Genomic DNA, 26,931 nt, shown 5'->3' on the forward strand with positions numbered 1-26,931 from the left:
TGGCTTCATGCCGATTCCCGCCCCGCGGCGCTATGAATCTCGAACTTGTTGGGGCAGGCACATAACCCCGGCTGCTGGTCATGCACGGTCATCGACAAATAGGTTGAACATAGGCCACCCGCTTGAAACCGGAGCAAAGCCATGTCCCAACCCATCGCCCCACCCTCGCCGCTTTCCCCATTTGCATACCCCACAAACCCCCGGAACAGGCCTATCGCTTTATGGCTGGTCTGGCGGCTGGCTTGGCTATTGCTATCCCTGCCCGCCCTCGGTGCCGGATGCGGGGCAGACTGGACTTGGCGCAACCCATTGCCCCAGGGCAACCCACTGAACAGCGTGGTTTGGAGCGGCACCCAGTTCGTCGCCGTGGGGGAGGGCGGTACCATCCTGACCAGCCCGGATGCCACGGCCTGGACCCCGCGATCTTCCAACTCGAAAGCCACATTGAACGCCATCGCTGGGAACGGTAGCCGCATGGTCGCCGTGGGTGTGCAGGCGATCTTGGCGAGCCAAGACGGCACGTCCTGGACCGCCCTGCCCACCCAGGCCGTGCTGAACGGGGTGGCCTGGGGCGGTGACCGCTTCGTCGCCGTGGGCTATGACCAAACCACACAATCCACCGTGATCCTGACCAGCCCGGATGGACTTGACTGGACCACGCGCCTCCAAAATACCGGGAACGCCCTCGCCGACGTGACTTGGGACGGCGGCCAATTTGTCGCGGTGGGTGGGACGGTGCTGACCAGCCCGGACGGAATCACTTGGACCGAACAGCCTACAGCGCTCCATCCAACTAATAACACATCGATCTTCCCCTATGGCGTGGCCTGGAACGGCCAGCAATTGGCGATGGTTGGCATGGGATACACCACCAATGGTTTCGATCCCTATGCCACGGATTATTTCGCCGCCATCCTGACCAGCCCGGACGCGGCGACCTGGACCCAGCGGACTTCCGGTCTACCCGATTGGTACATCGCTATTGGAACCTTTGGCTACGATATTCCCCCGTCTGGATACAATCCTTTGTACCGGGTGATCGCGAACGGCGGCGGCTTCCTGGCCGTGGGGGAGAACGGGACGATCCTGGACAGCCCGGACGGCGTTGCCTGGACCCAGCGTGTTTCCGGTACCCAGGCCCGGCTCAACGGGGTGGCTCGGGGAGGTGGCCGGTTCGTCGCCGTCGGAGACGGCGGCACCCTCCTGAGCAGCCCGGACGGCATCGCTTGGAGCCCGCGTTCCACCGGCCCGACCTATGCGTTGAACAATGTGTCCTGGGGTGCGCGGCGCTTCGTCGCCCTCGGCGACAATGGTGCGATCCTGTCCAGCCCCGACGGTATCGCTTGGGCATCGCGCACCCCGGCCCCGGCTTCCCATCTCTACCGCAGCGCCCGGGGCGTCCATGGTTTTGTTGCCATAGGTGCCAATGGGGAAAATTCCCCGCAGGACGTCGTCCTGCTTGCCAGCCCCAACGGACTCAAGTGGCGGCAGGTGTTTTCCGATCCATCCATCGGCCAAGCCACCGGCATTGCCTGGGGGGGCGGCAAGTTCGTCGCGGTTGGGAGCAACAGCACGACCGAAACCGCCTTCGTATTGATCGGCCGGAATGGCCGACGCTGGCGGCAATATCCACTGAACGGTGTCGGTTCCGTCGCGGACATCGCTTGGGGTCGGCATCGGTTCGTCGCTGTGGGGGGCGGCGGTGCGATCCTATCCAGCCTGGATGGACGCCATTGGATAGCGCATTCTTCCGGTACGACCTCCGCCTTGAGCGCTATCGCCTGGGGGGGAACCACCTTCGTCGCGGTCGGCGAGGGCGGGATCGTCCTCACCAGCCCGGATGGGACGACCTGGACCCGGCGCGACTCGGGAATCTCGAACGCGCTTTTCGGCGTATCACGGGGCCATGGCGGGTTCGTGGCCGTGGGCGAAGGGGGCACGATCCTGACCAGCCCGGACGGCACCAACTGGACCGGCCAACTTTCGGGGACGGTGAACCGATTGGTCACCGCCGCCTGGGGCCATCGCCAATGGGTGGCCGCGGGTCAAAACGGCACGCTCTTGACCAGCCAATGCCCCTGATTCCGTGGTGTGGATGGGCACCGGGCCGAATCCGCTCCCGTGGCGCGGGCCGCATTCCCACGGGGACCGTGGGAGCGATGGGATTATGCCGTTGAAATTTCCCCGTGCCATGGCTTTCAATATCCTTGGATAAAAACCTGATCAAACTACAAATCACAAGCTACGAACCATAAAGCGCGCAGTGGTTTCCAAACCGATATTTATAGAATCCGACAACCTAATGCAATCCATGCCCATCAAAACAAGACTGGAATGGCTGGACGGGCTGAGGGGATGGGCCTGTGTCGTGGTATTCCTACACCACTTGGTCGGCGCTTTCCTACTGGAATATATTCCAGAATACAACGGCCCATGGAGTCTGTTCATCACCGATGGCGGCCTCGCGGTATATGTCTTTTTCGTGATTTCCGGCTTCGCCCTGAGCGTGAAAGGGGTTTATGGGGACGGCGGCGATTTGCTCGTGGCCACCACATCGAGATATTTCAGGCTGGCTATTCCGGTATCCGTCGCCTCCCTGATCGCGTTTTTGTTGATGAAGGCGCATTTGATCTTCAACCAGGACGCGGCCCGATATTTGGCCACCGTGAGGGGGTGGGATACCACTACCTATAATTGGATCGGCGACCACTTCCATACCAAGCCCAGTTTGGGCGGAATGCTGACGTTTGCCTTCTACGAGTGCTTTTTCGAATATCAGCCGAAAACCAGCTATAACTCAAGTTTATGGACTATGCAGACCGAACTGCTGGGTTCGTATATGCTTTATTCGTTCATCGCCATTTATAGGAGCCATGGCAAAGCCAACTGGCCCATCGCTCTTATTTTGCTGGCCTTCCTCTATCTGAAAAGCCAAAAGCTGGCTTGCTTCTGGCTGGGCTATCTCCTCTGCGAGCTCAATAAATCGCACTTCGATAAGCGCGATCTTGATTCCATCGGATCGGATATATTGGCATTCGCGATCATCGCCATCGATGGGTATATATCGACTTGGCATAGGGGGTTCGAGAATCACCCGAAAGTGATGTGCCTCATGGCGATAGTATCGTGCTGGCGGTGGCCCTATCCCCGCGCCTCAAAGCGCTGCTTTCCTCCGGTTGGTCGCTTTTCCTGGGGAAAATATCGTTCCCCCTCTATCTGATACAGATCGTTGTCATATGCTCGTGGTCGTCCTTTTTGCTTATCGCATTGCCGGGATTGGGCCTGGGAAAAGCCATGACGGCGGGTATGATATTGGTCACGACCGCCATGATATGCTTGGTAATCAGCCGGTATCTGCTCGCGGTGGAAACAATGAGCATGAGGCTCTCCAAAGCCATCGCTTTGAAATTGCTTCCGTGATCGTGGCGGAGGCGTCCGCCCGCCCGGATCGGTCCCGCCGCCACCTCCCTATATTTCTTTCAATCTCCCAGGAGCAACCTCCGATGTCCGAACACAATGGCCGTGGTTTCGAGAAAGGCCGCTTGCAATCCCTGAGCGATGGCGTGTTCGCCATCGTGATGACCCTCCTCGTGCTGGAAATCATCGCCGACGAGGTCACGGGGGCCGCTTCCGCCGCCGAACTCCATAAGGCGCTGTTGGAACTGTGGCCCAAGGTGCTGAGCTACGCTATCAGCTTCGCGGTGGCGGCGGTATTCTGGGTCCACCAGCACGCCGACCTCCACCACCTGACCCACACCGACAACCGCTTCTTGTGGATCAATATCTTCTTCCTGTTCTGGATTTCGCTGCTGCCGTTCTCCGCGGCCATGCTCGGCGAGCATCACCAATACGCCGTGGCCAGCATCATCTACGGCTGCAATATGATCCTGGCTTCGCTGACCCTGCATGCCAGTTGGCTCTACGCCGTCCGCAACCACCGGCTGGTCAAACCCGACCTCGGTCCCGAGGTCATCCGCCAGGCCAACCGCCGCTTGCTGGTCGGGCCGCCGTTCTACGCCCTGGGCATAGCCATCGCCTTCCACAGCCCCCATGCCAGCTATCTGGTGTATGTGCTGATGGCGGTCCTGTACGTGGTGGCGGGACTCGTCCCCCGCCGCTGGCGGCTCCCGATACTGAGCGCGGCGGATGGCGAATGAGCGGGGCCGGTGGAGTGCCGGGATTTCCGCTAGCCTTAGCCTATGAACCAACCCCAAGGGGGCATCCATGGATATTTCGGGTCTTTCCGATTCGGGCCTGATGGCCCTGGCCCAGGCCATGAACGACAGCAAGCTGCAAGAGAAGATCGGCGCTTCGGTGATGAAGATGGCGAACGACCAAGCCAAGCGGGAGGGGCAGGACGCGCTCCAGCTCATCGCCTCGGCCACGCCTTCCGGGCCGCTCGGCCATAACCTCGATGTCTGGGCTTGAGACCGGGGCCGTCCGGGTTGGGTCCGCCCTGGCGCGGAAGGGGCCGGGCGTCCCTGCCCGGTGCTGGGTTTACGCGGTTCTGGCCGTCCTGCTGGCCCCATAGCGGGCGATCAGCCGTTCCAGCCGTGCCGGGTCGCGCAGGCAGGCGTTGAATTCGCTATCGAGGTATTGCTCGTAATGGCGGATCAACACGCTGTCGGTGGGGCGGGGCGGGGCGACCGATTTCAGCATATACAGGACGTGGTGCAGGAAATGCCTGCGGAGTACGGAATCCTGGGGAATCAGCGGCGGGCGCGGTGCCGGGGCGGCGGCGGGTTCCGGCGCGGCCGGTGGCGGTTCTTCCGGGATCGGGGCCGCGTCCGCTGCGGCGACAAGGTGGGCGGGTTCCCCGACCGGGGCCGGAGGCGCGGTCACGGCCAGCGCTGCGATCCGGGCCGCGTACCCGGCCCGCAATTTGAGCAGGCTGGCTTCATCGCGCAGGCAAGCGTCGACGAGGCTCTGGATCAATTGCCCATGATGGCGGACCAGGACGCTATCGCTGGGGCGCGGCCCGGCAACGGTCTGCGCCATCAGGGCCGTGTGCTGCATGAAGTGGCGGCGCAACACCGAATCCTCCGGCACCCAGGCCGGGCGTGGGGCACGGACGGGCGGGGCGGCGACCGGCGCGGTTTCGACCGGGATCGGAGCGGCGGTGTTGGCAACAAGGGGTTCCTCGACCGGCGTCGGCGCTTCGGTGACGGTGGCGGCTGGCGCGACCGGGACTGGCGGCGCGGCCAACGCCGCCAAACGCGCCGCGTAGTCGGCCCGCAGCTTGAGCAGGCTGGCTTCATCGCGCAGGCAAGCGTCGACGAGGCTCTGGATCAATTGCCCATGATGGCGGACCAGGACGCTATCGCTGGGGCGTGGACCGGCGACGGTCTGCGCCATCAGGGCCGTGTGGTGCAGGAAATGGCGGCGCAGCACCGAATCCTCCGGCACCCAGGCCGGGCGCGGTGCCGGGGTCGGCGCGGGGGCGGCCTCGACCGGCACCGCCGCCACGGCGGGAGGCTCGGCCACTTGCGCCGCTGCGGGAGCGGGTTCGCTGGCCGGTGGCGGCGGTTCGGTGGCGCGGAGTTGGGGGGCGGTTGCCGGGGTTTCCGGGGCGGGTTCGGCCTGGGTTTGGGGCCGGGGCGGAATATCGGGGCGCGGCTGGTCCACCGCGTGGTGGCGGGTGGATTGGGGGGACCATGCGAGCCTATATATGAGATAAACCAGCGCTAGGACTAATAAAACGGCTATGGCGGTTAGCATATAATCATTATTAGGTGGTTGTTGTAAGGGCGGAATCCCGCATGGAGTAAACCAATGCTTGGCGGCGGCGGGGTTGGGACGCCTTGCCAGCGGCCAGTTTCCGGTGATTACGGAGGGTTTCGATAAACGGGGTCCGGCATATTCGCGGTCCGATGGGTTTTGTCGTCGCCGTCCATAAACGCCTTTTTCCGAAACCCCGGCGTACGGGGTTTGCCAAGGTCGGAAGGCACCCTGGATAAAAGGTCGCCGGGGTGGTTTCATCGCGATTATCTTGGACCCCCGGCCTGGGCTTGAGAGAGTGCCAAAGAGCCGATGATCTTGCAACTCTTTTCTAGCCGCGCCGGGTGGGGCGGCGGGGCCGGTTTCCATCGCGCAATCAATGCTTTAGGGCCAGGATCACCTTGAAGCCCTCGGCCTCCGCCAGGGTTGCCGCCCGCGCTCCCAGTGTTTCGATTTCCGGCTCGTAGGGCAGATGCCGGTTGGCGACCAGGAACAAGCGGCCGCCCGGTTTGAGCGCCGCAAGTCCCGCCCGCACGAAGGCCCGGCCCAGCGCCGACACCGCCGCCCGCCCCGTGTGGAACGGCGGGTTCGTCACCACGAAATCCAGCCGCGACACCGGCAGGCCCAGGGTCACATCGGCCCAATGGAATTGCGCCGCCGGGTGTCCTTCCAGGTTGCGGCGGGCGGCGTCCAGCGCCTTGTGTTCGGATTCGAACAGGTGCAATTCGGCGATGCGGCGCGGGCGGGCCAGGATTTCCCGGCTCAGATAGCCATAGCCCGCGCCCAGGTCGGCCCCGCGCCCGGCCAGATCGTCCGGCAGGTGGCGGGCCAGGAGGCGCGAACCCAGGTCCAGCGCCTTCCAACTGAACAAGCCGGGCCGGCTCATCAAGCCGGTGTCCGCGATACCATGCCAATCCCCGCCTTGCAACCAAGCATCCAACAGGCCGCGATCCAGCTTGGCCGAATCCTTCCGGGCCAGGAACACCCGGCATTTGTGCTTGCTATAGGTTTCGACGCCGCCCATCAGCTCGGCGCAGCGGCGTTCCAGCGAGGGCGCGCCCAGGTCGTTGGCGGCGCTGACGACCAAGCTGCCGCCTTCGTCCAGCAATCCGGCGGCGCGGGCGTAGTGGTAGAGGACTTCTTCCTTGTGCTTGGTGGCGAACACGAGGCAGAGGGCGGCGGGGGCCGCGGGTTCGTCGGTGCGGACTTCGAGGCCGCGCCGGGCCAGGGCGTCGGCGCCGGGCTTGTCGGTTTGGTAATAATGGACGGGGCGCGGCGCGAGCGCGTCCAGATAATCGCCGGGCAGGGCGCGGAACACGGCGGCGGGACCGCCGCCCGCCAGGATTCCGGGGTGGCGGTCGATGAAACTGGCGAGCGCGGCGGCGCGGGGATCGTGCGGGGAAGCCATGGGATACGGGTACTCGGGCGATGGGGATGACAGGGGTTTTTCCGGTATTCTGACAGGCCACCCGGTGCCGACGCCATCCAAAGGAGCCTAAACCCATGTCCAGCCCGATCCGCCTGCCGTATTTCGATGCCTTGCTCAAGCTGTTGGACGAGGGGCATCCCGTCCTGGAACAAGTGTTCGGCCACCATGTGCATTGGGGCTATTGGCCCGAACCCAAGCGCGCGACCGGCACGCCGGAGGATTTCGCGCAAGCCGCCGAAGCCTTGTCGCGGCTGGTGTACCAAGCGGCGGGCGTGGCCGATGGGATGCGGGTGTTGGATGCGGGCTGCGGTTTCGGCGGCACCACGGCCAGCTTGAATGCGAATTTCGAACGCATGGCCCTGGCCGGGCTGAATATCGATCCGCGCCAACTCGAAAGGGCCGGGAGCCGCATCCAAGCCCGGCCCGGCAATACCCTGGAATGGATCGAGGGCGATGCCTGCGCCCTGCCGTTCGAGGACGCCAGTTTGGATGCGGTGCTGGCGGTGGAATGTATTTTCCATTTCCCCAGCCGGGAGCGATTCTTCCGGGAGGCTTTCCGGGTGTTGAAGCCGGGCGGACGGCTGGCCTTGTCGGATTTCCTGCCGACGGTGGGTTTGAAGCCGTTCATCGGCCTGGCGGGGATGTGGCCCGCGACCTTGGGGTTTTATGGGCGTTGCGATTTCCGCCATGGTTTGGAGGATTACCGCCGTCTGGCGCAAAGTACCGGGTTCGCCGTGCGCTGTGAGCGGGATATTACCCAGGAGACCCTGCCGACCTACGATTTCATCCGCAAACTGGCCAAAGAGTTCACCCTGCCCAGCGTGTCGGCGGCGGCGGAGACCCTGTTCGCCGAATGGGCGAGCCGGTGGGGGGTGTTGCGGTATAGGGTGCTGGGGTTCGAGAAGGCGGGTGGATAAGCGGCTCCAACGGGTCGGATGCGGGGGCGGTGGGATGTTCCGCCGTGCCGCATCCAGCCACGGATCGCCCAGCATTTCACAGCCAACCCCCCGCCAAACCGCTAGAATATCCCGCCTCGCATCCCAACCCCCGATGGGGCGGTTCCCCAAGCGCTCCGCGCCGGTCTCTCCTTCCATCCACATCCGCTATCGCAATGAACTGGAACGAATTCTTCTCCATGGGCGGCTACGCCCTCTATGTCTGGACTTCCTATGGCCTGATGGCCGTGATCCTGATCCTCAATCTGCTGGCACCCCTCAAGCGCCATGCCGGGGTGCTGAAAACCATCGCCCGCCGCCTCAAGCAAGAGCAACGGAAGCCGTCATGATGACTCCACGCCAAAAACGCATGACCGTGGTGGGGCTGATCCTTCTGGGGGTCAGCGTCGCGGCCTTCCTGGCCCTCACCGCGTTCCAGAAGAACCTGCTGTATTTCTACACCCCCAGCCAGGTCGCCGCCGGGGAAGCGCCGAAGGGTTATCCGTTCCGGGTCGGCGGGCTGGTGGTGCCGGGCACGGTGCAGCGGGAAGCCAACGGCACGACCGTCCATTTCACCCTGAGCGACGGCGGCCCGGCCACGGTGAAGGTGGTCTATACCGGCATCCTGCCGGACCTGTTCCGCGAAGGGCAGGGCATCATCTCCATCGGCCAGCTCAACCCGGCCGGCGTGTTCGAGGCCAGCGAAGTCCTCGCCAAGCACGACGAGAACTACATGCCGCCCGAAGTCGCCGATTCCCTCAAACAGAATGGGCAAGCGCCCATCGATTACCAAGGGTGGAAGAAATGAGTCCCGAACTCGGACATCTGGCTTTGATCCTGGCCTTGCTGACCGCCTTGATGCAAGCGACCTATCCCTTGCTGGGCGCGGCGCGGCGCATGCCCGCCTGGATGGCGGTGGGACCCGCCGCCGGGCGGGCGCAATTCCTGTTCCTGGCGGTGTCCTTCGGCTGTCTGGTGGCGGCGTTCGTCAACCATGATTTCTCGGTCATGTACGTGGCCCAGCATTCCAATAGCAGCCTGCCGCTGTATTACCGCATCTCGGCCACCTGGGGGGCGCACGAAGGTTCCATGCTGCTATGGGCCTTGATCCTGGGGCTGTGGACGGTGATGGTGACGGCGTTCAGCCGGGGCTTGTCGCTGGAATTCCAAGCGCGGGTTTTGGGCGTGATGGGGCTGGTGAGCGTCGGGATTTTGCTGTTCATCCTGCTGACCTCGAATCCCTTCGAGCGCATCGTCCCGGCTCCCGCCGACGGCAACGACCTCAATCCCTTGTTGCAGGATTTCGGCATGACCATCCATCCGCCCATGCTGTACATGGGCTATGTGGGCTTGTCGGTGGCCTTCGCCTTCGCCATCGCGGCCTTGCTGGGTGGTTCCCTGGATTCGGCCTGGGCGCGGTGGTCGCGGCCCTGGACCTTGATCGCCTGGGTGTTCCTGACGGCGGGGATCGTGCTGGGTTCGTGGTGGGCGTATTACGAACTGGGCTGGGGCGGTTGGTGGTTCTGGGACCCGGTCGAGAACGCCTCGTTCATGCCCTGGCTGGTGGCGACGGCCTTGCTGCATTCGCTGGCCGTGACCGAGAAGCGCGGCGCGTTCAAAGCCTGGACGGTGTTGCTGGCGATCTTCGCCTTTTCCCTGAGCTTGCTCGGGACGTTCCTGGTCCGTTCGGGGGTGCTGACTTCGGTCCACGCCTTCGCCTCGGACCCGGCGCGGGGCTTATTCATCCTGATGTTGCTGGCGCTGGTGGTGGGCGGTTCCTTGCTGCTGTACGGCCTGCGCGCCCCGGCCATCCGCGATACCGCCCAATTCGGTTTCGTCTCCAAGGAAAACCTCTTGCTGTTGAACAACATCCTGTTGGTCACGGCCAGTGCCAGCATCCTGCTGGGCACTTTGTATCCGCTGGTGCTGGACGCCTTGAAACTGGGCAAGATTTCGGTGGGTTCGCCCTATTTCGCCAGCGTGTTCGCGCCCTTGATGACCCCGATTTGCCTGCTGGCCGGGATCGGGCCGATGCTGGCCTGGCGCGAGGCGAGGATCGGCCAGTTGTTGTTCCGGGTGCGTTATCTGGCCCTGGCGAGTTTGCTGCTCGGCATAGTCTTCACCGCCGTGTTCTGGAATATCGCCGATATCAAGGCGCTGGCGGGATTGACGATGGCGTTCTGGCTGGCGGGCAGCGCGGGTTTTACCCTGTGGAACCGGCTCCGGCTGCGCGGCGGCTTGGCGGAGGGTTGGCGCTCGCAATCGCGCAGCGTATACGGCATGACCCTGGCCCATTGTGGTATCGCGGTGTTCCTGGTCGGCGTGGTGCTGTCGAATGGTTATAGCGAGGAAAAAATCGTCAAGCTGGCACCGGGCGAGACCGTGGAAGTGGGCGGCTACCGCATCGTGTTCCAGGGCGTGACCGATGTGCAGGGGCCGAATTTCGTGGCGCGGGAAGGCGATTTCCAAGTGCTGCGCGAGGGCGTGGAAGCCGCCCGGTTGTCGCCGCAGAAGCGCGTGTACAAGGTCCAGCGCAATATGATGACCGAGGCCGCCATCGATCCCGGCCTGACCCGCGATCTCTATGTCGCCCTGGGCGAGCCGATGGAGGCCGGGGCCTGGAGCGTCCGGGCCTATTACAAGCCGTTCATCCGCTGGATTTGGTTGGGCGGTGTGCTGATGATGGCCGGGGGCTTGTGCTCGGCGGCGGACCGGCGTTATCGGCTGGCACGGGAAGCGGTTGGACGCGAGGCCAAGCTGGTCGGTGGCCTGGCCCGTTGAAGTGTCGCGGCGCGCCGTCTCCGCCCAGGTGCCTGGGTGGGGTGGTGCACCGTATCATCTTGGTTTTACTGGCCTATCCGTATTTCGCGCCTGTCTTTCATCGTGGACGGGCTCGCGCCCCACGCGATGTTTTTGCATCGACACCGGGGATTCGCTACCCTAGCTTCCAAAGTCCACTACCCCCATCCCTTGAATGGAAATCCTGATCCTGGCCCTTTTGTTCATCCTGAACGGCCTGTTCGCGATGTCGGAAATCGCCATCGTCTCCTCGCGTAAAATCCGCCTGCAACAAGCCGTCGAGGATGGCGTGAAAAGCGCCAAGCTCGCCCTCAAACTGGCGAACGAACCCAGCAACTTCCTCTCGACCATCCAGGTCGGCATCACCTTGATCGGCATCCTCAGCGGCGCCTATGGCGAGGCCGCGTTGTCCGGCAAGCTGGCGGATTATCTGGCCCAGTTCCCGGAAATCGCGCCCTATAGCCATGGCTTGTCGCTGGCGGTGGTGGTGTTCGGCATCACCTATTTCTCGCTCATCATCGGCGAACTGGTGCCCAAACGGCTGGCCCTGCACCGGCCCGAGTCCATCGCCATGGTGATGGCCCGGCCCATGAACGGGTTGTCGATCCTGGCCTACCCTTTGGTCAAGATGTTGAGCTTCTCCACCGATGTGGTGCTGCGGCTGTTCCGCGCCCACAAGACCGACGAGCCGCAGATCACGGAAAAGGAAATCCGGCTGATGATCGACCAGGGCACCGAGGCCGGCGTGTTCCACAAGCGCGAGCAGGAGATGGTGTCGAATGTGCTGCGGCTGGACGATATCCGCATCGGCGCGATCATGACGCCGCGCATGGATATCTATTACCTGGACGTGGAGGATTGCTTCGAGGAGAACCGCCACAAGCTGGTGGAGAGTCCTTATTCGATCATCCCGGTGTGCAAGGGCGGCTTGGATAACGTGCTGGGCTTCATCCAGGCCAAGGATTTGCTGCGGCGGGCCTTGCGCGGCGAGCGCATGGAACTGGCCGGGGCGGCGCGGCCCGCCTATTCGGTGCCCAAGACCCTGAGTCCGGTGCAATTGCTGGAGGAGTTCAAGCGTGCCAAGACCGCGCTGGCCCTGGTGGTGGACGAATACGGTGAAATCGCCGGGCTGGTGACGCTGAAGGATGTGTTGGAGGCCATCGTCGGCGACCTGCCCTCCGACAGCGAGGCGGAGGACGAACCCGAGGCCGTGCGCCGCGAGGATGGTTCCTGGCTGCTGGATGGCGTCCTCAGCGTGGAGAAGTTCAAGCAAATCTTCGATGTGGAGGAGTTGCCCGACGAGGCTGCGGGCGGGTTCCACACCATCGGCGGTTTCGTGATGGTGCAGCTAGGCCGCGTGCCCCGTGCTTCCGATCATTTCGAGTGGGAGGGGTTCCGCTTCGAGGTGGTGGATATGGACAAGAACCGGGTGGATAAGGTGATGGTGGTGCCGCTGGAGGCCGGACCCGAGTAAAGGAGACCCACTCGTTCCCCAGCGCGGTTTGGAAGCGCGGAAGCCCTGCTTCCGCTTCCCCGCAAGCAGGGCGTGTCAGCGCTGGAAAACCACCCGTCCCGCCGCCAGCGTATAACCCACCCGCCCCTTCAGGTTCTTCCCCCAGAACGGCGTATTCCGCCCCCGGCTCAGCCAATTCCCTTCCCCCACGGTCCATTCCGCCTCTGGATCGAACACGCAGATATCGGCCACCGCGCCCACCCGCAAACTCCCCGCATCCAGCCCCAGCAGGGTGGCAGGCCGCGACGTTAAGGCCGCCAGGGCGGGGTGCAGCGCCATCGCGCCCTGTTCCACCAAGGCCAAAGTCAGTGGCAGCAGGGTCTCCAGGCTGGAGATACCGGGTTCGGTCGAAGGGAAGGCGTCGAGCTTGGCGTCGGGCTCGTGGGGCTGGTGGTCGGAGCAGATCGCCGCGAGCGTCCCATCCCGCACCGCGAGGCGCAGGGCGTCGCGGTCGCCCAGGCCGCGCAGGGGCGGGCGCACATGGCAGAGCGCGTCGAAACCGTCGATATCGGCCTCGGTCAGATGCAGTTGATGGGCGGCGACATCGGCGCTGACCGGCTCGCCTTTGTCCTGCGCCCTGGCGATGGCGCGGGCGGCGCGGGCGCAGCTGATCTGGGCGAAATGCACGCGGGCGCCGGTGGGTTCCAGCAATGCCAAGACCTGGGCCACGGCCACGGTTTCCGCCGCGTAGGGGATGCCGCGCAGCCCCAGCCGGGTGCTGACCGGTCCTTCGTGGACGCAACCCGAGTCGGCCAGATAGGGGTCTTCCGGGCGCACGACGACCAGGAGGTCGTGGCTGGCGGCGTATTCCATGGCCCGGCGCAGCACCAGGGTATTGGCCATGGGCGCGTGGGCGTTGCCGACGGCGAGGCAGCCGGCGTTTTTCAAGGCGCCCATCTCGCTGAGGTCGCGGCCATTGAGTTCGGGGGTCAGGGCGCCGATGGGCAGGATGCGGGGTCCGCCCGCCGCTTCGGTTTTTTCCAGGATCAGGTTGACCACGGCGGGGGAATCGATGGCCGGGCTGGTATCGGGCGGACAGCACAGGGTGGTGATGCCCCCGGCGAACGCGGCCTTGCCCTCGCTGGCGATGGTGCCCTTGTGTTCCTGGCCGGGCTCCCGGAGCCGGGCGCAGAGGTCGATGAAACCGGGGCTGACGATGTGGCCCTGGGCGGGAATCTCCAAATCCGCCGCGTAGCCGTCCGGTTTCGCGCCCAGGCCGACGATGCGGCCCCCGGCGATATATAAATCCTGGATGGAGTCGCCACCGGAGGCGGGATCGACCACCCGTCCGCCGCTGATGAGGATGCGTGGGCTCATGCCGTTTTGTCTCCGCCGTCGGGACTCATGGCCATGGACATGACCGCCATGCGGATGGCGATGCCATGGGTCACTTGTTGCAGGATCACCGAGCGCGGGCCGTCGGCCACCTCGGGGTCGATCTCGATGCCGCGGTTGACCGGACCCGGATGCATGACGATGGCGTCGGGCTTGGCGCGTTCCAGGCGCTTCTCGGTCAGGCCGAAGCGGGCGAAATAATCATGCACGCTGGGGATGAACGCACCGCTCATGCGTTCCGTTTGCAGCCGGAGCATCATCACCACGTCCACATCCTCCAAGCCCTGTTCCAGGGTGTGGAACACCTTGACGCCCAGGGTTTCGACGGCGGCGGGCAAGAGGGTGCGCGGGCCGATCACCCGGATTTCCCGGACGCCCAGGATGTTGAGCGCCTGTATCTCCGAACGCGCCACCCGCGAATGCAGCACATCGCCGACGATGGCGATCTTGAGCCCCGCGAAACCGCCCTTGAGTTTGCGGATGGTGAACACGTCCAGCATCCCCTGGGTGGGATGGGCATGGCGGCCATCGCCGGCGTTGATGACGCTGATATGCGGGGCGACATGGCGGGCGATGAAATGCGGGGCGCCGCTCGCGGCGTGGCGCACCACGAACATATCGACGTGCATGGCTTCCAGGTTGCGGACGGTGTCGAGCAGGCTCTCGCCCTTGGAAGTGGCCGAGGTGGCGATATTGATGTTCAGTACGTCGGCGGAGAGGCGCTTGGCCGCTAGCTCGAAGGTGGTGCGGGTGCGGGTGCTGTTCTCGAAAAAGAGGTTCACCACGGTCTTCCCGCGCAGCAGCGGGACTTTCTTGACCGTCTGTTCGGTGACGCTGGAAAAGGATTCCGCCCGGTCCATGATGTTTTCCAGCAGCGGACGGCCCAAGCCTTCGAGGGTCAGGAAATGCCGCAGGCGTCCATGGGCGTCCAACTGTAGCGCGTCGTGGTTGGGGAGCATGGTTTACACACGGTGTAGGGTGAAGCGCAGGGGATCGGGTCCGGTCAGCTTGATGCGCTGGCCGGGTTCCAGGGCCAGTTCGCCGCCTATGCAATCGGGCCGGAGGGGAATCTGGCGGCCATCGCGTTCCAGCAGCACGCCCAACACCACCTGGGCCGGACGCCCGTAGTCGAATATCTCGTTGAGCGCGGCGCGGATGGTGCGGCCCGTGTAGAACACATCGTCGATCAAGAGGATGTCGCGGCCCTCGACCCGGAACGGCAGCAGGCTGGGCCGGACCTGGGGGTGCATCCCGATCTGGGAGAAATCGTCGCGGTAGAAGGCGATGTTGAGCACGCCCAGGGGTTCCTTGAGGCCGAGCCGGGCGTGGAGTTGTTCGGCGACCCAGGTGCCGCCGCTGTGGATGCCGATCATGGCGGGGTCTCTAAGGGGGCGGCGGGCGATTTCTTGGCGCAGGCTGGCTTCCAGCCGGTCCAGCAGGGTGGCGACTTCCAGGGTGGGTTCAGGCATCGGGGGTTTCGCGTTGGGCCGTGTGTTTCAGCCAGGTTTGCAGGATGAGCTGGGCGGCGAGTTCGTCCTTGATATCGGCGAACTGCACCGAGCGCTTGGAGCGTTCGCGGTAGAAGATTTCCTGGGATTCCTTGGTCGAGAGGGTTTCGTCCATGATGTAGACCCGGCGGCGGTAGCGCTTTTCCAGTTGCTCGCAGAATTTCAGGATGGGCTGGACGATGGGGTTCACCTCGCCGGTGGGATGGTAGGGCATCCCGACCACGAAGGCGGAGGGCTGCCAGGTCTTGACCAGGCGGGCCACGGCGCCCCAGAGGGCTTGTTCGCTGGTGGCGCGGATGGTTTCGAGCCCGGTGGCGGTGGCGGTGACCCTTTGGCCCACCGCGACGCCGATGTTGAGCGCGCCGTAATCGAAGCCGAGGTAGGTGCCGCCGCCGAGTTCGGGGACTTGGGATTCTTCGCGCATCGGATCAGCCGTGCCCGGCGGGCGTGGTCAGCAGGGCGATGTTCACGCCCATCAGTTCCGCCGCGGCTTTCCAGCGGCTCGCCGCCGGGCGCTGGAACAGGATGGAAGGGTCGGCGTGGGCGTTCAGCCAGGCGTTCTCGACGATCTCGCGTTCCAATTGGCCCTTGCCCCAACCGGCGTAGCCCAGGGCGATCAGGACGTCGTGCGGTCCCTCGCCCTGGCCGATGGCTTCCAGGATGTCGCGGGAGGTGGTGAGGGAGATTTGGTCGGAGACCTTGAGGGAGGAGCTCCATTGCTGGCCGGGCATGGGCCCGTGTAGCACGAAACCGCGCTCGGGTTGGACCGGACCGCCGTAATAGACCGGGATTTGCCCGACCGTGGGCGCGGCCACGTCGATTTCCATTTGCTCCATGATATCGGCCAGGGTCAGTTCGGAAGGGCGGTTGACGATAATGCCTAACGCCCCTTCCTCGTTGTGCTGGCAGAGGTAGGTCACGGTCCTGGCGAAAAGCGGGTCGGTCATGCCCGGCATCGCGATCAGGAAATGGTTGGTGAGGTTGGCGGTGGTTTCGATCATGGGGATAGTATCGGCCTTCGGGGTGGACGGGCGCAAGCCGGGCCGGCCGGACCGGGCGGGCCGACTGGAGGGTGTGGGACGGGGCTTCCGGGGGTTCCGCTCAACGGTCCTGTTCCAACAGGTTGCCGTTCTCGAACTGGAATACGCGGTCGTTGACCAACACATCGCATTCTTCGCGCAAGCCCTTAGGGAATGGTGGCAGGGGCACCGCCCGTTGGACGATGCCCTCCGCCGCCGCGTCCAGGTCCCTATCGCCCGAGGAGTGGATTTTTTCCATTTTGTAGAGGCTGCCATCGGCGCGGAGGGCGATGCGCAAATGGACGCTGCCCGACCCGTCCCCGCCGCCGGTTTTGGCGGAACCCGGACCCAACCTGCCGATATCCCTCAGCTTGCGTTCCCAGCCGTAGAGGTAGTCGGCGGCTTTGTGCTGGGCGGCGTTGGTGGCGTTGATGTGCAGGAAGCGGAGTCCATCGGCCTGGGCGGTGCGCTTGTGGTTGAGGTCGGTGCTGACTTCGGTGATTTGCTGGCTCAGGGAGCCGAGGTCGAGCCGCTTGGGTGGGGCTTGCAAAGGGGCGGGTTCGTGGTGGGCTTCCACGGTCGGTTTGGGCGCTTTGGGCTGCGCGGGCGTGGGCTTGGGTTCGGGCTTGGGGACGGGCTTCGGCTGCGGTGTGGGCGCGGGTTTGGGCTTGGCCACGGGCACGGGGGCGGGAGCCGGGACCGGAGCGTGTGGAGCGTGTCCGGCGCGTTGGGGCGGTACCGGGCGGGGTGGGGCGGGCTGGGGCGGCGTTTTTGGCGTGGGGGCCGTGGTGGCTTCCAGCGGGGGCGGTGGTTCGGGGGGCGGGGCCGGGTTTGGCGGGATCGCGGGCCGGGGCGCTTGGATCAAGGCGACATCCAGCGGGCGCGCGATCCTCAGAGGCCCCGGGGGTTCGGGGGTGAATTCCAGGAACGCCAGGGCATGGACGACGACCACCAGCAGGACGATCAAGCCTTGGCCGATGGGATGGTTGAGGGCTCCGCTCATGGGGCAGGTTTGCGCGCGCGTGGCATCCTATTCGGTTTGGAGCCGCGAATCATTGTAGAACCGCCAGGTCCGGGTGATGACCAGCACATCGGCCTCCTGCCGGAGTTCCGCCGGAAACGGGCTGAACGGCGCGGCCAGGGCGACGATGCGCTTGGCGGCGTCGTCCAGCACGGCATGGCCGGAGGAATGGGTGATCTTCATATCGTGGACCGTGCCGTCCTGGCGCAGCGCCACCACCATCACCAAGCTCCCGGACAGTTTTTGCCGCCGGGCCTCGTCGGGATAATGCAGGTTGCCGATACGCTCTATTTCCCGCTGCCAAGCCCGTTCATAGGCGGCGGCCTTGTATTTCTGGGCATTGACCGAATTGATGAACACCTTGCGGAGGCCCTCGGCCTCGGTATCCCGCGGCGGGTTGATTTCGATGGCCTGGGCCTGGACGGATTGGGGTTGCGGCGGGCGGGGTTCGTCATCGGCGCTGGGAATGGCTTTTTCGGATTCGGCCTGGGTCAGGACCGGTTTGCGCCGGGCCGCCGCGCTGGAGTCCTGGGCGGGGAGGGGGGGTTGTTCGGCCTGGGGCTCGCCGGTCGCGGCGGGATGGGCGGCTTCGGGGTCCGGGAGGGTTTTCCGGGGGGCCGCGCCATCGCCGAGCTGGTGTTCCGGGGCCAGGGCGTCGGCGGTTTTGGGGGCCGCCGAACTCGGGTTGCGGGCCAGGGTGACGGCCAAGGCCGGTTTGGCCCGCGGGGATTTAGGCGGCTCGAAACCGATGCCCAGGATCGCCACGGCGTGGACCAAGCCCGCGAGCAGCAGCGCGATGAGGAAACGGTCGTTGGCGGTGCGGTCGTGCATGGGGCGGATCAAACCGGGCGGTGGACCACGCTTTCGATATGGTCCATGAGTTTGGCGCTGATGTTGAGGTTGAAGAATTTATCCAATTCCTGCACGCAGGTCGGGCTGGTGACGTTGACCTCGGTGAGGTAGTCGCCGATGACGTCCAAGCCCACGAACACCAGGCCGCGTTCCTTCAAGGTCGGCCCGACTTGCTCGACGATCCAGCGGTCGCGGGCGGTGAGTTCGCGGCCCTCGGCCCGGCCTCCCGCCGCCAGGTTGCCGCGGCTTTCGCCTTGGGCCGGAATCCGCGCCAGGGCATAGGGCACGGCCTCGCCGTTCACCACCAGGATGCGCTTGTCGCCGTCCACGATTGCCGGGAGATAGCGCTGGGCCATGGCATAGCGGGTGTTGTGGCGGGTCATGGTTTCCAGGATCACGCTGAGGTTGGGGTCGTTCTCCGCCACCCGGAAGATCGAGGCCCCGCCCATGCCGTCCAGCGGTTTCAGGACGATTTCCTTTTGTTCGCGCAGGAATTCGCGGAATTTGCCGGCTTCCCGCGCCACCAGGGTCGGGGCGCAGCAGTGGGAAAACCACGCGGTGAACAGCTTTTCGTTGGCATCGCGCAGGGAACGCGGCTTGTTGACCACGTATACGCCCCGGCTCTCGGCGCATTCCAGGAGATAGGTGGCGTAGATATATTCCTGGTCGAACGGCGGGTCTTTCCGCATCAATACCACGTCGAGGCGGTCCAGCGGCAGGTCTTCGCCGTCGCCCAGGCTGAACCAGGACAGTTCGTTGCGCTGGACCCTCAGGGAGCGCATCCGGGCGTGGGTGCGGCCATCGCGCAGGTACAGGTCGTTCAATTCCATGTAATACAGTTCATAGCCCCGCGCCTGGGCTTCCAGCAGCAGCGCGAAACTGGTGTCCTTGTGGATTTTGATTTTGCCGATGGGATCCATGACGATCCCGAGCTTGATACTCATGGTGCGGTTCCTGAAGGGAAGGGGAAGCCGGGTTCCGGCTTGACTTGGGGCGCGGCCATCCTTTATAAAGCGTGGTTTTTTCGTGTCAGCCAAGGCGAGCAGAGGTTAACCATGTCCAGAATATGCCAGGTGACGGGCAAGGGCCGTATTGTAGGCCAGAACGTCTCCCACGCTAACAACAAGACCAAGCGGGTCTTCAATCCCAACTTGCACGACCGCCGCTTCTGGGTGGAGAGCGAGAACCGTTGGGTGAAGCTGCGGGTTTCGACCCAGGGTCTGCGCACCATCGACAAGAAGGGCATCGACGCGGTCTTGGCGGACATCCGCAAGCGTGGCGAAAGCGTCTAAGGGTTTCGGAGTTTAGATCATGCGCGACAAAATCAAATTGGTATCGAGCGCCGGCACCGGCCATTTCTACACCACCACCAAGAACAAGAAGAACATGCCGGAGAAGATGGAGATCAAGAAATTCGATCCCGTCGTCCGCAAGCATGTGATGTACAAGGAAGCGAAGATCAAGTAATCCCTGGGTTTCGGAATGCCGCCGCGCCTTCCGGGCCTCGAACGCTGCTGGCGGTGGCTGCGGGAGGCCACCGGGGACGACGCCTACGAGCGTTATCTGTCCCACTGGCATTCCCGCCACGCCCACGAGGGCGGCGAACCCCTGAGCCGCAAGGCGTTCCACGAGGCCGAAGTCCAACGCCGCTGGAGCGGCGTCAAGCGTTGCTGTTAGCCGGGCACCCCACCGCCGGTCGCGGCGGGATGCCTCCTGGCCTTACAGGCGGCTTTTGATGCGCTCATAGGCGCTTTTCAGTTCTTCCCCGAGCATCTTCGCGCTGGCCCAGACGTCGTCCGAGGCGTCCTTGGCCTCGGCGGCGGCCCCTTCCAGCCTGGTCGAGAATTCCTCCAATTTGGCTTCGGCCCGTTCCCATTCCTCCCGCGCTTCCAATTTCGCCAAGTTCAATTGCACGACCAGCTCATCGCGTTGTTGCAGCAAGCCATCCCGGAATTTGCCGAGTTCTTCTTGGACGTTCATGGTGTTCTCCTATGTTTGCTAGTATTCGCCACCTGACCAACCCCCGGCCCAGCGCGGGCGGCCCGCCCGCGTATCCAGCCCTACCGAGACCCGCCGATGAGTGAAACCGATCCCCAACGCAAGACGCTGGCCGATGGCAGGGTGGTCTATCGCAGGCTGTGGGCTTATGCCTTGCCGCACTGGCGGATGTTCGTCGTCTCCATTGTAGCGATGATCGTCTACGCCGGCATGGGTCCTGCCTTCGCCAAACTGACCCAATCCCTGGTCGATGGCAGTTTCATCCAGAGCGGTCCCGAGGTGCTGCGCGAGGCGGCCTGGACCTTGGTCTGGCTGTCGGTGTTGCGCGGCGTGGCCGGGTTCCTCAGCGACTATTACTCGGGCTGGGTCAGCCGCCGGGTCATCGCCGATTTGCGCCGCGACCTGTTCGACCAATTCCTGAACCTGCCCTGCGCCTATTACGACCAATCCTCCTCCGGCCAATTGCTGTCCAAGCTGCTCTATAACACCGAGCAGGTGGCGACCTCGCTCAGCACCGGCATCGTCACCGTGTTCAAGGACAGCCTCAGCATCGTCGGGTTGACCGCGCTGATGGTGTACGAGAATCCCTTGTTGTCCCTGGTGATGATGGTGGTGGGGCCGTTGCTGGGCATCGGCACCCGGCAGGTGAGCAAGCGCTTCCGCAAGATTTCCATGCGCATCCAGGAGTCCATGGGCAATGTCGGCCATGTGGCCCAGGAAGTCCTCGATGCCCAGCGCGTGGTCAAGGTCTTCAACGGCAAGGACTACGAGACCGGAAAGTTCAAGCGCGAGAACGAGAGCAACCAGCGCCGCCAGTTGCGCCTGATCGCCACCGACGCCATCAGCGGCGCGATCATCCAGTTCATCTACATCGGCGGCATCGCCACCATCCTCTATGTGGCCTCGCTGGATTCGGTGCGTTCCAGCCTGACCCCCGGCAGCCTGGTGTCGTTCGTGGCGGCGATGGCGATGATGCAAAGCCCGATCAAGCGCGTGACCCAGTTGGTCAGCATCCTGCAACGCGGGATCGCGGCGGGCGATAGCCTCTTCGAGGTATTGGACGCGGGCCGCGAACGCGACACCGGCAAGCTGGAGCTCCTGTCCACCCAGGGCCGCATCGAATACCAAGGCGTCGGCCTCGCCTATCGCGACGGTGGCGAATACGCCCTGCGCAACATCGACATCGCCATCGAGCCGGGCCGGACCATCGCCCTGGTCGGCCATTCCGGCAGCGGCAAGACCTCGCTGGCGCGGCTGTTGCCCCGCTTGTACGAGGCCACCGAAGGGCGCATCCTGGTCGACGGCCTGGATATCCGCGATTTCAGCCTCAGTAGCCTGCGCCGCCATATCGCCTATGTCGGCCAGGAAGTCACCCTGTTCAACGACACGGTGGCGAACAACATCGCCTATGGCAAGCGCGACGCCGGCCGCGAGGACATCCGCCGCGCCGCCGCCGCCGCCTTCGCCCTGGATTTCATCGAGAACCTGCCCCAGGGCTTCGATACCCAGGTCGGCCAGCAAGGCGTGGTGCTGTCGGGCGGCCAGCGCCAACGCATCGCCATCGCCCGCGCCCTGTTGAAGGACGCGCCGATCCTGATCCTGGACGAAGCCACCTCGGCCCTGGACGCCGAGTCCGAGCGCAATGTCCAGGATGCCCTGGAACTCCTGATGCGGGGCCGCACCACCCTGGTCATCGCCCACCGCCTGTCCACCATCCAGAACGCCGACCGCATCTATGTCATGCGCGATGGCGGTATCGTCGAAGCCGGCACCCACGCCGAATTGTTGGCCGGGCCTTCCTATTACGCCGATTTGTACCGGATGCAGTTCGGCAGCCCGGCTGTTTGAATCTTCCGGGCCGTCGCGCCGGGCGGGTCGCCATATTGCGGTTTTGGGTGATTCCGCCTATGTTGTGCGGGACCGGCGCGGAGCCGAAGGTTATCGGCTGCGCGGTCCGATACCCGGCTGGCGCACCGGCCGCGATAATTACAAGAAGAGGGGATGTTATGACCGAGTTATTATTCTTGCTTACTTTGGCATTCTTGGGATATGTCGCCCGCGAGGTATTCAAAACCGTCGCGGAAATCCAAAGCGGGCAGGTTTGTCCTGGAAATCCGGCACCCGCCGCCCGCGAGGAAAAAGCGGTGGTCGCCGTGGCGGAAGACATCGAAGCGCCCACGCCCGTGGCCGAACCCGCGCCCGTGGTCCAGGCCGCCGCCGAACCCGAAATCGCCGAACCCACGACCGGGCCGGCTTCCGCCGCCGAACCCGCCCCCGCCGCTCCGGCCAAGGCCGGTTTGCCCGAGCGCGGCCCGAACCTCCGCAATCCCGCCACCGGCGAGACGGCGGCTTTCCCGACCAACTACCGTTTCGCCAAGAAATGGCTCAAGGAAGCCCTGGTCGAGGAGGGTTTGCTGGACCATATCTACAAGCCCAGCGAATTGGACGGGGCGGGTGCCGTGGTGGTGAAGGAAGCCCTGGAGAAATTCCGCCACCTCGAGAAATACCACGCCTGATCCGGGTTTTCCCGAACGCTAAAAAGCCCCTGGAACGGGGCTTTTCTATGGATTGCGATACCCTGGCCGATTATTCCAAATCCAGTTTCTTCAGTTTATAGCGCAGGGCGCGGAAGGTGATTCCCAGGAGTTTCGCCGCCGCCGTCCGGTTCCAGCGGGTTTTCTCCAGGGCGCGGATGATGGCCTGTTTTTCGATTTCGTCCATATAGTTTTCCAGCGAGACGCCTTCTTCCGGCAGGGGCGGGGACGGGGCGTCCTCCCCGCCCGGCGCGGGGCGGCTGGACAGGCTTTCCGGCAGGTCCAAATCGCCCACCATGATGCGCCAGTCCTCGCACAGGGCCACGGCCCGTTCCAGGATGTTCTCCAATTCGCGCACATTGCCGGGGAAGCGGTAGCCCATCAGGGCGTCGAGCGCCTCGGGGGCCAATTGGGCGCGGGGTTCGTGGTTGATGGCGGCCAGCTTGTCGAGGACATGGTCGACCAGGATGGGGATATCGCCGCGCCGTTCCCGCAGGGAGGGCACATGCACCCCGATCACGTTGATGCGGTAGAACAAATCCTGCCGGAACGCGCCTTCCTCCACCAGTTTCGCCAGGTTCTTGTGGGTCGCGCTGATGATGCGGGTATCGACCTGGATTTCCTTGGCCTCGCCCACCGGGCGCACGGATTTTTCCTGGATGGCCCGCAACAGCTTGACTTGCAGGCTCAGGGGCAAATCGGCCACCTCGTCCAGGAACAGGCTGCCGCCGTTGGCGGCCTGGAACAGGCCCTGCTTGTCCGCCACCGCGCCGGTGAAACTGCCTTTCTTATGGCCGAAGAATTCGCTCTCCATCAGTTCCTCGGGGATGGCCCCGCAGTTGACCGGCACGAAGGGCTGGTCGGCGCGGGGGCTCATGGCGTGGATCAGGCGGGCCACCAATTCCTTGCCGGTGCCGGATTCGCCGCTGACGAACACCGGGGCCTGGCTGCGCCCGAGCTTGGCGATCTTGGCGCGGATCTCGCGCATGGCCTCGGATTCGCCCAGCAGGACCTGGCGCGAGCGGCGCTCGCGGGGTTGGCCGCGCAGCTTGAGCGCGGTATGGACCAGGTTGCGCAATACCCCGAGGTCCAGGGGCTTGCTGACGAAATCGAAGGCACCGCTTTTCATGGCGCGGATGGCGGCTTCCATGCTGCCATGGGCGGTGATGACCGCCACCGGCAGGGCCGGGCAATGGGCCTGGATATATTCGACCAGGTCCAGGCCGTTGCCGTCGGGCAGCTTCATATCGGTGAGGCAGATGTCGAAGCTCCCGGACTGCAAGGATTGCTTGGCCTGGGCCAGGCTGCCCACCGCGCGGACATCGATATCCATGCGTTCGAGGGTCATTTCCAAAAGTTCGCGGATGGCGGGTTCGTCGTCGATGACTAGGGCGGTCGATTTGTTCATAGGGCAACGCTGTTTTTCTCTGCATCCGGCAAATATAGCCGGAAACCACGGGCTTCTCCGTTGATCGCCCCGTATTCCAGCCGGGCTTGGTTGAGTTCGGCCAGTTCACGGGAAATATACAGCCCCAAGCCCGTGCCGGTGGACGAGGTGGTGAAAAACGGCTCGAACAGGTGCTGGACCGTCTCGGCGTCCAGGGGAGCGCCGTGGTCCAGCACCGCGACATAGGGCTCGCCCTGGACCCGGCCCACGCGCAGGACGATGGGGCCGAGTTCGGGATGCCCGTATTTCAGCGCATTCGAGCATAGGTTTTCGACGATTTGCTTGAAATGGGTGGGATCGACGCTGATTTGGGGCGGGCGGGTTTTCACATCCAGCAGGAATTGGGCCGGTCCCAGCCCCTGCCGCGCCTCGAACTCGCGTAGCCAATCCGCCAGGGTTTCCACCAGGGGGAGGGTTTCCCGCCGCGCCTCGCCGCGGCGGGAGAGTTGCAGCACGTTTTCGATCACCGAGTTGAGGCGGGCGGCGTGTTCGATGATGATCTGGACCAGGCGCCGGTCCTTGCCGCCCAGGCCCGGACATTCCTCCAGCAATTGGCTGGCGTGGTTGATGGCGCTCAGGGGATTGCGGATTTCATGGGCGATGCTGGCGGTGAGCCGCCCCAGCGAGGCCAGCTTGCTTTGCTGGACCCGTTCGTTGCGGAGGACGCTATCTTCCAGGAAGATCATATAGGTCGGCGGCTGGGTCCGGCCCAGCCGGGTGAAACGGGCGTGGACGGGCTGGCCGTCGGCGGTCTTGAGGTCGGCGCCGTTGCGGGCGGGATCGGCCAGCCAGCGCTGGAAATGCTGGGCCAGGAACGGGCAGACGCTTTCCAGCGCCTGGCAGTGTGGCGCATGGGGATAGAGCCGCTCGGCGGCTTCGTTGGATAGGCGGATGCGGTGATGGCCATCGACCGCCAGGATGCCGGATTGCATGTTCTGGATGATGAAGGCGTTGAGCTGTTGGAGGTTCTCCACGTCGATGCCGCGCTGGGCCGCGATGGCCTCGCTCTGCTCCGCCCGCCGGGCCAGGACCATGGCCAGCAGGGCGATGCCGAAATAGGAAGCGCCCAACATGCCGGCATAGGGGTAATTGGTATTGTGGAACAAATCGCCCAGGTCGGCGTAGACCTCCTCCACCAGCACGGCGAGGCTGGCGAGGGCCGCGAACACGATGGCGCAACGCCCGCCGACCAGGATGCCGCCCGCCGCCACCGACAAGCCCAGCAAGGCGCCGACGCCGCTGCCGATGCCGCCGGAAGCCAGCATGATGAACGGGATCAGCATGATATCCACGAAAACCTGGGTTTGGGCCTGGAATCCGAACGCGGGCCGGCGCAACGACAGCGGGATGGCCGCCAGGAAGATCGACGCCAGATACAGGCAGGCCGAGAAGGCGTAGAGCTGCGGCGAGAACCTGCCCAGGCCCGAGGGCAGCGCGTTGAGGAAAAACAACAGCACCAGGGTACCGCCCAGCGCCAGCCGGTACAGGAAGAACACCGTGAGCGAATTCCAGGCTTGGGTCGCGTCGATGCGGTATTGTTTGGAGAGGGGGCAGGGCGCGATTGTTTCGGAATGTTCCATGGTGGCGCGGGGGGTTCGGTGAAGCCCGCATCGTACCGATGATTTCGGGTCGCGCCAATCGGGGGCGGGCCGGGCTTTGGCCTTTACCGGGCCTTGCGCTAAATTTATACCGATACAGGCCGTCGCATCGGAACCTGGGCCCTCCTGTTCGGCGGGGTTCCCAGGGCTTCCGCGCCGGGAAACACCCATCCACACCCACGATCCCCCCCATGATCTCGACCACACGCTCCCGCGCCCTGCTGTCGGCCCTGGTCCTGGCCCTCGCGCCCGGAACGCCCTGGGCCGGCGTCCATAAATGCCTGGACCAGAACAACAAGGTGTTCTATCAGGACAAGCCTTGCCAGGAGAAGACCTCCGCCGGTCTGTCGCCCGCCCTGTCCCGGCTCAATCCGGGGGAGAACCGTCCGCAACTGCTGTGGCAGCTCGGTTCCGGCAAGAAATCCCTCTATCTCCTGGGTGGGCTGGGTTTCGGCACCGCCGATATGTATCCCTTGCCGGAAAAGCTGATGGACGCCTTCGCCGGCGCGAATGTACTGGTGATCGTCGACGATCTCGACACCGCGGGGGAGGCGGCGGCGCAACCCGCCCTCATCGCCAAGGGCGAATACAAGGACGGCACCGGCCTTGAGGACCATGTCAAGCCCGGCACCTGGCGCAAGGCGCTCGAACTCGCCAAAAGCCTCGATATCGCCGAGGATACCCTGAACGCCCAGCGGCCTTGGCTGGCGGCTTTGAACCTCAGGGGCGCGGCGCTCAAGCGCATGGGGTACGACGAACAACTCGCCACGGCCAAGAGCTTCGTCAAGGCGGCGGAAACCCTCAAGCCCATCGTCGAATTCGATCCGCAGGCCGAACAGGCCAAGCGCTTCGACGGCATGGCCGATGCCGAGCAGGAGGTGTTCCTGCTGGAAGCCCTGCACGAGGCCGATGCCCGGAACGAGTATTTCAAAGCCCTGGACGAGGCTTGGCGCAAGGGCGATCCCGAATCGGTGGAATTCACGGTGCGGCGGGCGCTGGTGGCCGTGCCGGCCTCGCAGAAATCCTCGGAGCAATGGCTGAAATCGCGCAACGAGGCCCTGGCCCGCAGCCTGGACGAGATGGCCGCCGATGGCCGGACCTATTTCGTGGTGGTGGATGCGCGGCGGGTGGTGGGGGAGGCTGGATTGCTGGCCGCCCTGGAAGCGAAGGGATTCAGGGCGACCCGCGAGTGAGGGGAAGCGCGGGGCGACGCCCCGCGCCGGCC

Annotated in this window: 28 protein-coding genes; 15 read left to right on the forward strand and 13 right to left on the reverse strand. The window is 64.5% G+C overall.

The window, feature by feature from the left end:
• Positions 1 to 249 precede the first annotated feature (249 nt).
• From K5658_RS02855 to K5658_RS02870, 4 genes are all read left to right on the forward strand, one after another.
• The gene (locus tag K5658_RS02855) at positions 250 to 2,082 is read left to right on the forward strand and encodes a WD40/YVTN/BNR-like repeat-containing protein (RefSeq protein WP_221065486.1); all 1,833 of its coding nucleotides are present in this window, start codon (positions 250 to 252) and stop codon (positions 2,080 to 2,082) included.
• A gap of 220 nt (positions 2,083 to 2,302) precedes the next feature.
• Positions 2,303 to 3,220: an acyltransferase family protein gene (locus K5658_RS02860; protein WP_221065487.1), complete on the forward strand. Its 918-nt coding sequence runs from the start codon at positions 2,303 to 2,305 to the stop codon at positions 3,218 to 3,220.
• Positions 3,221 to 3,503: 283 nt separating this feature from the next.
• Positions 3,504 to 4,157 (forward strand): TMEM175 family protein, encoded by a 654-nt coding sequence (locus tag K5658_RS02865; protein WP_221065488.1) that lies wholly within the window; start codon positions 3,504 to 3,506, stop codon positions 4,155 to 4,157.
• A gap of 67 nt (positions 4,158 to 4,224) precedes the next feature.
• Complete coding sequence (locus K5658_RS02870; RefSeq protein WP_221065489.1) at positions 4,225 to 4,428, forward strand: YjfB family protein; 204 nt, start codon at positions 4,225 to 4,227, stop codon at positions 4,426 to 4,428.
• Positions 4,429 to 4,497: 69 nt separating this feature from the next.
• Here the strand turns inward: K5658_RS02870 and K5658_RS02875 are convergent, their stop codons facing one another.
• Both K5658_RS02875 and K5658_RS02880 read right to left on the reverse strand, forming a co-directional pair.
• Positions 4,498 to 5,625: a hypothetical protein gene (locus K5658_RS02875; RefSeq protein ID WP_221065490.1), complete on the reverse strand. Its 1,128-nt coding sequence runs from the start codon at positions 5,623 to 5,625 to the stop codon at positions 4,498 to 4,500.
• A gap of 469 nt (positions 5,626 to 6,094) precedes the next feature.
• Entirely contained in the window at positions 6,095 to 7,126 is a 1,032-nt protein-coding gene (locus K5658_RS02880; RefSeq protein WP_221065491.1) for a class I SAM-dependent methyltransferase, read from the reverse strand.
• Positions 7,127 to 7,221: 95 nt separating this feature from the next.
• Here K5658_RS02880 and K5658_RS02885 point away from each other — a divergent pair, with 95 nt between their 5' ends.
• From K5658_RS02885 to K5658_RS02905, 5 genes are all read left to right on the forward strand, one after another.
• Positions 7,222 to 8,064: a class I SAM-dependent methyltransferase gene (locus K5658_RS02885; RefSeq protein WP_221065492.1), complete on the forward strand. Its 843-nt coding sequence runs from the start codon at positions 7,222 to 7,224 to the stop codon at positions 8,062 to 8,064.
• Between the two features lie 194 nt (positions 8,065 to 8,258).
• Positions 8,259 to 8,432, forward strand: coding sequence for a heme exporter protein CcmD (ccmD, locus tag K5658_RS02890; RefSeq protein ID WP_221065493.1), 174 nt, complete (start codon positions 8,259 to 8,261; stop codon positions 8,430 to 8,432).
• On the forward strand, positions 8,429 to 8,890 hold the full coding sequence (gene ccmE, locus K5658_RS02895) for a cytochrome c maturation protein CcmE (protein WP_221065494.1): 462 nt from the start codon (positions 8,429 to 8,431) through the stop codon (positions 8,888 to 8,890). Before ccmD ends, ccmE begins: the two co-directional genes overlap by 4 nt.
• Positions 8,887 to 10,863, forward strand: a complete 1,977-nt coding sequence (locus tag K5658_RS02900; RefSeq protein ID WP_221065495.1) for a heme lyase CcmF/NrfE family subunit — start codon at positions 8,887 to 8,889, stop codon at positions 10,861 to 10,863. The genes ccmE and K5658_RS02900 overlap by 4 nt, the downstream gene beginning before the upstream one ends.
• A 193-nt stretch (positions 10,864 to 11,056) precedes the next feature.
• Positions 11,057 to 12,355 (forward strand): hemolysin family protein, encoded by a 1,299-nt coding sequence (locus K5658_RS02905; protein WP_221065496.1) that lies wholly within the window; start codon positions 11,057 to 11,059, stop codon positions 12,353 to 12,355.
• Positions 12,356 to 12,430: 75 nt separating this feature from the next.
• On the opposite strand, the gene K5658_RS02910 is transcribed toward K5658_RS02905, so the two are convergent.
• From K5658_RS02910 to gshB, 8 genes are all read right to left on the reverse strand, one after another.
• A complete protein-coding gene (locus K5658_RS02910) occupies positions 12,431 to 13,711 on the reverse strand; it encodes a dihydroorotase (RefSeq protein ID WP_221065497.1) in 1,281 nt (426 codons plus the stop codon).
• Positions 13,708 to 14,688 carry an aspartate carbamoyltransferase catalytic subunit gene (locus K5658_RS02915; RefSeq protein ID WP_221065498.1) on the reverse strand — a complete coding sequence of 327 codons (981 nt, stop codon included), beginning with the start codon at positions 14,686 to 14,688 and terminating at the stop codon, positions 13,708 to 13,710. Before K5658_RS02915 ends, K5658_RS02910 begins: the two co-directional genes overlap by 4 nt.
• Positions 14,689 to 14,691: 3 nt before the next feature.
• Positions 14,692 to 15,198: a bifunctional pyr operon transcriptional regulator/uracil phosphoribosyltransferase PyrR gene (pyrR, locus tag K5658_RS02920; protein WP_221065499.1), complete on the reverse strand. Its 507-nt coding sequence runs from the start codon at positions 15,196 to 15,198 to the stop codon at positions 14,692 to 14,694.
• Entirely contained in the window at positions 15,191 to 15,661 is a 471-nt protein-coding gene (gene ruvX / locus K5658_RS02925; protein WP_221065500.1) for a Holliday junction resolvase RuvX, read from the reverse strand. The genes pyrR and ruvX overlap by 8 nt, the downstream gene beginning before the upstream one ends.
• Before the next feature lie 4 nt (positions 15,662 to 15,665).
• On the reverse strand, positions 15,666 to 16,238 hold the full coding sequence (locus K5658_RS02930) for a YqgE/AlgH family protein (protein WP_221065501.1): 573 nt from the start codon (positions 16,236 to 16,238) through the stop codon (positions 15,666 to 15,668).
• A 100-nt stretch (positions 16,239 to 16,338) separates the two neighbouring features.
• Positions 16,339 to 17,259, reverse strand: coding sequence for an energy transducer TonB (locus tag K5658_RS02935; protein ID WP_221065502.1), 921 nt, complete (start codon positions 17,257 to 17,259; stop codon positions 16,339 to 16,341).
• A 27-nt stretch (positions 17,260 to 17,286) separates the two neighbouring features.
• Entirely contained in the window at positions 17,287 to 18,108 is an 822-nt protein-coding gene (locus tag K5658_RS02940; protein WP_221065503.1) for an energy transducer TonB, read from the reverse strand.
• 8 nt (positions 18,109 to 18,116) lie between these two features.
• Entirely contained in the window at positions 18,117 to 19,073 is a 957-nt protein-coding gene (gshB, locus tag K5658_RS02945; protein WP_221065504.1) for a glutathione synthase, read from the reverse strand.
• A gap of 111 nt (positions 19,074 to 19,184) precedes the next feature.
• Between gshB and rpmB the strand changes: the two genes are divergently transcribed.
• From rpmB to K5658_RS02960, 3 genes are read left to right on the forward strand one after another with little or no spacing between them, the layout of a single operon-like run.
• Positions 19,185 to 19,421 (forward strand): 50S ribosomal protein L28, encoded by a 237-nt coding sequence (rpmB, locus tag K5658_RS02950; protein ID WP_221065505.1) that lies wholly within the window; start codon positions 19,185 to 19,187, stop codon positions 19,419 to 19,421.
• 19 nt (positions 19,422 to 19,440) lie between these two features.
• The gene (gene rpmG / locus K5658_RS02955; RefSeq protein WP_221065506.1) at positions 19,441 to 19,596 is read left to right on the forward strand and encodes a 50S ribosomal protein L33; all 156 of its coding nucleotides are present in this window, start codon (positions 19,441 to 19,443) and stop codon (positions 19,594 to 19,596) included.
• Positions 19,597 to 19,611: 15 nt separating this feature from the next.
• Complete coding sequence (locus tag K5658_RS02960; protein WP_221065507.1) at positions 19,612 to 19,806, forward strand: CstA-like transporter-associated (seleno)protein; 195 nt, start codon at positions 19,612 to 19,614, stop codon at positions 19,804 to 19,806.
• 42 nt (positions 19,807 to 19,848) lie between these two features.
• Here K5658_RS02960 and K5658_RS02965 read toward each other — a convergent pair whose 3' ends face one another.
• On the reverse strand, positions 19,849 to 20,109 hold the full coding sequence (locus tag K5658_RS02965; RefSeq protein WP_221065508.1) for a hypothetical protein: 261 nt from the start codon (positions 20,107 to 20,109) through the stop codon (positions 19,849 to 19,851).
• Between the two features lie 96 nt (positions 20,110 to 20,205).
• On the opposite strand from K5658_RS02965, the gene msbA reads away from it, so the two are divergent.
• Both msbA and K5658_RS02975 read left to right on the forward strand, forming a co-directional pair.
• Positions 20,206 to 21,975 carry a lipid A export permease/ATP-binding protein MsbA gene (msbA, locus tag K5658_RS02970; protein ID WP_221065509.1) on the forward strand — a complete coding sequence of 590 codons (1,770 nt, stop codon included), beginning with the start codon at positions 20,206 to 20,208 and terminating at the stop codon, positions 21,973 to 21,975.
• 158 nt (positions 21,976 to 22,133) lie between these two features.
• Complete coding sequence (locus K5658_RS02975; protein ID WP_221065510.1) at positions 22,134 to 22,643, forward strand: hypothetical protein; 510 nt, start codon at positions 22,134 to 22,136, stop codon at positions 22,641 to 22,643.
• A gap of 70 nt (positions 22,644 to 22,713) precedes the next feature.
• Here the strand turns inward: K5658_RS02975 and K5658_RS02980 are convergent, their stop codons facing one another.
• Positions 22,714 to 24,069, reverse strand: coding sequence for a sigma-54-dependent transcriptional regulator (locus K5658_RS02980; RefSeq protein ID WP_221065511.1), 1,356 nt, complete (start codon positions 24,067 to 24,069; stop codon positions 22,714 to 22,716).
• Entirely contained in the window at positions 24,066 to 25,688 is a 1,623-nt protein-coding gene (locus tag K5658_RS02985; RefSeq protein ID WP_221065512.1) for a sensor histidine kinase, read from the reverse strand. Before K5658_RS02985 ends, K5658_RS02980 begins: the two co-directional genes overlap by 4 nt.
• Before the next feature lie 209 nt (positions 25,689 to 25,897).
• Between K5658_RS02985 and K5658_RS02990 the strand changes: the two genes are divergently transcribed.
• Entirely contained in the window at positions 25,898 to 26,899 is a 1,002-nt protein-coding gene (locus K5658_RS02990; protein WP_221065513.1) for a TraB/GumN family protein, read from the forward strand.
• Positions 26,900 to 26,931 lie beyond the last annotated feature (32 nt).

It is taken from the genome of Methylomagnum ishizawai (assembly GCF_019670005.1).
Classification (GTDB): Bacteria; Pseudomonadota; Gammaproteobacteria; order Methylococcales; family Methylococcaceae; genus Methylomagnum; species Methylomagnum ishizawai.

Excerpts from the sequence above, each read along its gene's own strand:
- K5658_RS02860 (WP_221065487.1), top strand. The coding sequence starts at position 2,303 with ATGCAATCCATGCCCATCAAAACAAGACTGGAATGGCTGGACGGGCTG.
- K5658_RS02865 (WP_221065488.1), top strand. The coding sequence starts at position 3,504 with ATGTCCGAACACAATGGCCGTGGTTTCGAGAAAGGCCGCTTGCAATCC.
- K5658_RS02870 (WP_221065489.1), top strand. The coding sequence starts at position 4,225 with ATGGATATTTCGGGTCTTTCCGATTCGGGCCTGATGGCCCTGGCCCAG.
- K5658_RS02880 (WP_221065491.1), bottom strand. The coding sequence starts at position 7,126 with ATGGCTTCCCCGCACGATCCCCGCGCCGCCGCGCTCGCCAGTTTCATC.
- K5658_RS02885 (WP_221065492.1), top strand. The coding sequence starts at position 7,222 with ATGTCCAGCCCGATCCGCCTGCCGTATTTCGATGCCTTGCTCAAGCTG.
- ccmD (WP_221065493.1), top strand. The coding sequence starts at position 8,259 with ATGAACTGGAACGAATTCTTCTCCATGGGCGGCTACGCCCTCTATGTC.
- ccmE (WP_221065494.1), top strand. The coding sequence starts at position 8,429 with ATGATGACTCCACGCCAAAAACGCATGACCGTGGTGGGGCTGATCCTT.
- K5658_RS02900 (WP_221065495.1), top strand. The coding sequence starts at position 8,887 with ATGAGTCCCGAACTCGGACATCTGGCTTTGATCCTGGCCTTGCTGACC.
- K5658_RS02905 (WP_221065496.1), top strand. The coding sequence starts at position 11,057 with ATGGAAATCCTGATCCTGGCCCTTTTGTTCATCCTGAACGGCCTGTTC.
- K5658_RS02910 (WP_221065497.1), bottom strand. The coding sequence starts at position 13,711 with ATGAGCCCACGCATCCTCATCAGCGGCGGACGGGTGGTCGATCCCGCC.
- K5658_RS02915 (WP_221065498.1), bottom strand. The coding sequence starts at position 14,688 with ATGCTCCCCAACCACGACGCGCTACAGTTGGACGCCCATGGACGCCTG.
- pyrR (WP_221065499.1), bottom strand. The coding sequence starts at position 15,198 with ATGCCTGAACCCACCCTGGAAGTCGCCACCCTGCTGGACCGGCTGGAA.
- ruvX (WP_221065500.1), bottom strand. The coding sequence starts at position 15,661 with ATGCGCGAAGAATCCCAAGTCCCCGAACTCGGCGGCGGCACCTACCTC.
- K5658_RS02930 (WP_221065501.1), bottom strand. The coding sequence starts at position 16,238 with ATGATCGAAACCACCGCCAACCTCACCAACCATTTCCTGATCGCGATG.
- K5658_RS02935 (WP_221065502.1), bottom strand. The coding sequence starts at position 17,259 with ATGAGCGGAGCCCTCAACCATCCCATCGGCCAAGGCTTGATCGTCCTG.
- K5658_RS02940 (WP_221065503.1), bottom strand. The coding sequence starts at position 18,108 with ATGCACGACCGCACCGCCAACGACCGTTTCCTCATCGCGCTGCTGCTC.
- gshB (WP_221065504.1), bottom strand. The coding sequence starts at position 19,073 with ATGAGTATCAAGCTCGGGATCGTCATGGATCCCATCGGCAAAATCAAA.
- rpmB (WP_221065505.1), top strand. The coding sequence starts at position 19,185 with ATGTCCAGAATATGCCAGGTGACGGGCAAGGGCCGTATTGTAGGCCAG.
- rpmG (WP_221065506.1), top strand. The coding sequence starts at position 19,441 with ATGCGCGACAAAATCAAATTGGTATCGAGCGCCGGCACCGGCCATTTC.
- K5658_RS02960 (WP_221065507.1), top strand. The coding sequence starts at position 19,612 with ATGCCGCCGCGCCTTCCGGGCCTCGAACGCTGCTGGCGGTGGCTGCGG.
- K5658_RS02965 (WP_221065508.1), bottom strand. The coding sequence starts at position 20,109 with ATGAACGTCCAAGAAGAACTCGGCAAATTCCGGGATGGCTTGCTGCAA.
- msbA (WP_221065509.1), top strand. The coding sequence starts at position 20,206 with ATGAGTGAAACCGATCCCCAACGCAAGACGCTGGCCGATGGCAGGGTG.
- K5658_RS02975 (WP_221065510.1), top strand. The coding sequence starts at position 22,134 with ATGACCGAGTTATTATTCTTGCTTACTTTGGCATTCTTGGGATATGTC.
- K5658_RS02980 (WP_221065511.1), bottom strand. The coding sequence starts at position 24,069 with ATGAACAAATCGACCGCCCTAGTCATCGACGACGAACCCGCCATCCGC.
- K5658_RS02985 (WP_221065512.1), bottom strand. The coding sequence starts at position 25,688 with ATGGAACATTCCGAAACAATCGCGCCCTGCCCCCTCTCCAAACAATAC.
- K5658_RS02990 (WP_221065513.1), top strand. The coding sequence starts at position 25,898 with ATGATCTCGACCACACGCTCCCGCGCCCTGCTGTCGGCCCTGGTCCTG.